3 protein-coding genes and 1 pseudogene are annotated in these 3,536 nt (G+C 68.5%); 2 read left to right on the forward strand and 2 right to left on the reverse strand.

Features of this window, described 5'->3' with window-relative positions:
• Positions 1–181: pseudogene (locus ACRDUX_RS27120) on the forward strand (acetoin dehydrogenase); the annotation flags it as partial.
• Positions 182–272: 91 nt separating this feature from the next.
• Here the strand turns inward: ACRDUX_RS27120 and ACRDUX_RS27125 are convergent.
• Together ACRDUX_RS27125 and ACRDUX_RS27130 are read right to left on the reverse strand one after the other, a co-directional pair.
• Positions 273–1,109: a glycine betaine ABC transporter substrate-binding protein gene (locus ACRDUX_RS27125; protein WP_526418321.1), complete on the reverse strand. Its 837-nt coding sequence runs from the start codon at positions 1,107–1,109 to the stop codon at positions 273–275.
• 8 nt (positions 1,110–1,117) lie between these two features.
• The gene (locus ACRDUX_RS27130) at positions 1,118–2,287 is read right to left on the reverse strand and encodes an NAD(P)-dependent malic enzyme (protein ID WP_526418323.1); all 1,170 of its coding nucleotides are present in this window, start codon (positions 2,285–2,287) and stop codon (positions 1,118–1,120) included.
• 143 nt (positions 2,288–2,430) lie between these two features.
• Between ACRDUX_RS27130 and corA the strand changes: the two genes are divergently transcribed.
• Complete coding sequence (gene corA / locus ACRDUX_RS27135) at positions 2,431–3,534, forward strand: magnesium/cobalt transporter CorA (protein WP_526418325.1); 1,104 nt, start codon at positions 2,431–2,433, stop codon at positions 3,532–3,534.
• The last annotated feature ends 2 nt before the right edge of the window (positions 3,535–3,536 follow it).

Genomic DNA, 3,536 nt, shown 5'->3' on the forward strand with positions numbered 1-3,536 from the left:
GACCATGACCACGCCCGAGAAGGCGGCGACGATCATCCTGGACGCCGTCCGCAAGAACAAGGCCCGCGTCCTCGTCGGTCCCGACGCAAAGGTGCTCGACGTCATCGTGCGCATCACCGGGTCGGGCTATCAGAAGCTCTTTTCGACGGTCACCTCGAAGTTGATGCCGCCGGTGCACTGACGCTCCTGACCGCCGCGCGAACGTGCGCAGGGGTACAGATCTGAGCGGCGTGTCGTGTACAGACACGCACGCTCGCGCAAGGAGGAGGGGGCTACTTGCCGAGGGGGTGGGCGGCCAGCCACTCGTCGGCCACCGCGCCGGGGTCGGCGCCCTCGGCGACGTGGGCGAGCATGTCGGCCAGTGATCCAGTGTCCAGTTCGCCCGCGATCTCGTTGAGCGCCAACACCTGACGCTCGCTCAACTCGTTGCGCCGGTACAGCGGCACGACGTTCTGCGCCCGGATGGTCGACGTCCGGTCACCGAGCACGACGACGTCGTCGGGCACGCCGGTGGCGGCGGTGGACGTCCACGCGGCTCCGACCCGGCCCGACCGCAGCGCGGCGAACAGCGATGCGGCGTCCGGGAATTCGACGGGCACGGGAAGTCGGCACGCCGCGACGGCGGTGGGCGTGCGGTCGCCCGCGACCGCGCCGACCGACAGCCCGCGACAGTGCTCGACCAGCGCACCGACGTCGCGCCCGTCCCAGGCCTTGGCCGTCGCGTCCGTGACGGCCAGCGCGGGCTTGTCCTCGGCGGACTGCGCATAGTCGCCAGCACCGATTCCCTCGGGCAGGGCCGAGATCATCGACCGGTACACCTGCTCTCCACCACGCGCGGTGGCGCCGGGGTCGAACCGCTGCAGCAGCCGCCCCGTCAGCCCCGGCGCCACCTCGACGTCCCCGGTATCGAGGTCCCCGACCGGATCGGGGCTCTGTTCGACGCGTGCCGGGCTGCCGTAGGACCGCAGCGCCGCCGCGTACACGTGGGCCAGCAGCGTCGACTCCGCGTCAGGACCGGCGCCGACGGCGATGGATGGCGGCGGGGGCGCATTCCCGCAGCCGGCGATCAGCAGCACGGCAAGCGCGACCGCCAACCGGCGGAGGGCCATCAAGCGGCTCAGACCTTCGACGCTGCCGCTACCGCCGCGGCGACGGCAGGCGCCACCCTCGGATCCAAAGCGCTCGGCACGATGTGGTCGACGGCGAGGTCGTCACCGACGACGGAGAAGATCGCCTCCGCGGCAGCCACCTTCATCGCCTCGGTGATGCGGCGGGCGCCCGCGTCGAGCGCACCGCGGAACACGCCGGGGAACGCCAGCACGTTGTTGATCTGGTTCGGGTAGTCGCTGCGCCCGGTCGCGACGACGGCCGCGTACTTGCGCGCCGCGTCAGGGTGAATTTCGGGGTCGGGGTTCGACAGCGCGAAGACGACGCCGCCGGGCGCCATCTTGGCGATGATCTCCTCGGGCACCACGCCGGCCGACAGCCCGAGGAACATGTCCGCGCCCTCGATCGCCTCGGCGATGCCACCGGTGCGGCCCCTTGGGTTGGTCTTCTCGGCCAGCTCCGCCTTGAACGGGTTGAGATCGTCGCGGCCCGTGTGCACGATCCCCTTGCTGTCCAGCAGCGTGATGTCGCGGATTCCCGCGGCCAGCAGGATGTTGGCGCACGCGACACCGGCGGCTCCCGCACCGGAGATCACGACGCGCAGCGTGTGCATGTCACGGTCGAGCACCTTGGTCGCGCCAAGCAGCGCGGCGAGCACGACGATCGCCGTGCCGTGCTGGTCGTCGTGCATCACGGGGCAGTCCAGCGCCTCGATGACGCGGCGCTCGATCTCGAAACAGCGCGGCGCCGAGATGTCCTCGAGATTGACGGCGCCGAACGTCGGGCGCAGTCGGATGATGGTCTCGACGATCTCGTCAGGATCGTTGGTGTCCAGCACGATCGGGATCGAGTCGAGGCCACCGAACGTCTTGAACAGGGCGCTCTTGCCCTCCATCACCGGAAGCGACGCCGCGGGACCGATGTCCCCCAGCCCGAGGACGGCGCTGCCGTCGCTGATCACCGCGACGAGCCGGTTGGCCCACGTGTACTTGGCCGCGAGGGTGTGATCGGACGCGATGGCGCGGCTGACCTGGGCGACGCCAGGGGTGTAGGCGATCGACAGGGCACGCTGCGTGTCCAGCGGCGACTTCAGCGCCACTGAGAGCTTGCCGCCCTCGTGGGCGTCGAAGATCGCGGCGTCATCGATGACTACCTGAGGCGTGCGAGTCAATTCGGCCATCGCGTCAGGTTACTTCACGACGGCGTCTCACCTGGCCGGGTTGACCGCTTGCGAACCACGCGCTCCCAGCCTTTGGGCGTAGCATCTGGGACGTCGTTTCGGGGTCCTACGGGGCTGTTCCACCCGCTGAGCGGAGGTCGATCGTGCCGTCTTTCCGCGCGCTGCAGCCGTCGATGTTGCGACCCGCCGGCCGTCGACTCCGGGAGCCCGACGCACATTCGATCCACGTCCCCGTTGCGCGGGCGATGGTCGACTGCGGGGTGTACGCCGATGGCCAACGCCTGCCGGGCAAGTACACCCATGCCGCCGCCCTGAACAAGGTCCGCGAACTTCAGATGGACGGCGTGCGGGCCTTCGTCTGGGTCGGCCTGCACGAGCCGGACGAACACCAGATGCAGGCCGTCGCCGACGTCTTCGGCCTGCACGAACTGGCCGTCGAGGACGCGGTCCACGCCCATCAGCGACCGAAGCTCGAACGCTACGACAACACCCTGTTCCTGGTGCTCAAGACCATCATGTACGTCGAACACGACTCGGTGGCCATGGCCCGCGAGATCGTCGAGACCGGTGAGATCATGATCTTCGTCGGCCCGGACTTCGTGGTGACGGTCCGCCACGGCGATCACGGCGGGCTCGCCGCGGTGCGCAAGCGGATGGACAGCACGCCCTCGAACTGTGCGCTCGGTCCCTATGCCGTGCTGCATGCGATCGCCGACCACGTCGTCGACCACTACCTCGAGGTCACCGATCTCGTCGAGAACGACATCGACGCGATGGAGGAGAACGTCTTCTCGCCGACCAGTGACACCGACATCGAGCACATCTACCTGCTCAAGCGGGAAGTCGTCGAGATGCGCAGGGCCGTCGGCCCGCTGAACCTGGCCCTGCAGCGGTTGGGCAGCGACCACAACGACCTCATCTCCAAGGAGGTCAGGCGCTACATCCGCGACGTTCTCGACCACAACACGCAGGCGTCGGATCGGGTTGCCAGCTACGACGAGGTGCTCAGCTCGCTGGTGCAGGCCGCCGTCGGCAAGGTGTCGATGCAGCAGAACCTCGACATGCGCAAGATCTCGGCGTGGGTCGCCATAGCCGCGGTACCAACGGCGCTCGCCGGCATCTATGGCATGAACTTCGAGCACATGCCCGAGCTTTCGTGGACGTACGGCTACCCGGCCGTCCTGCTAGTGATGGCGACGACGTGCACGTTCCTGTACCTGACATTTCGCCGAAACCACTGGCTGTAGAG

The organism is Mycobacterium sp., from assembly GCF_050701675.1.
Classification (GTDB): Bacteria; Actinomycetota; Actinomycetes; order Mycobacteriales; family Mycobacteriaceae; genus Mycobacterium.

Bases quoted from the DNA above. Each gene is read 5' to 3' on its own strand.
- ACRDUX_RS27125 (WP_526418321.1), bottom strand. From the start codon at position 1,109: ATGGCCCTCCGCCGGTTGGCGGTCGCGCTTGCCGTGCTGCTGATCGCC.
- ACRDUX_RS27130 (WP_526418323.1), bottom strand. From the start codon at position 2,287: ATGGCCGAATTGACTCGCACGCCTCAGGTAGTCATCGATGACGCCGCG.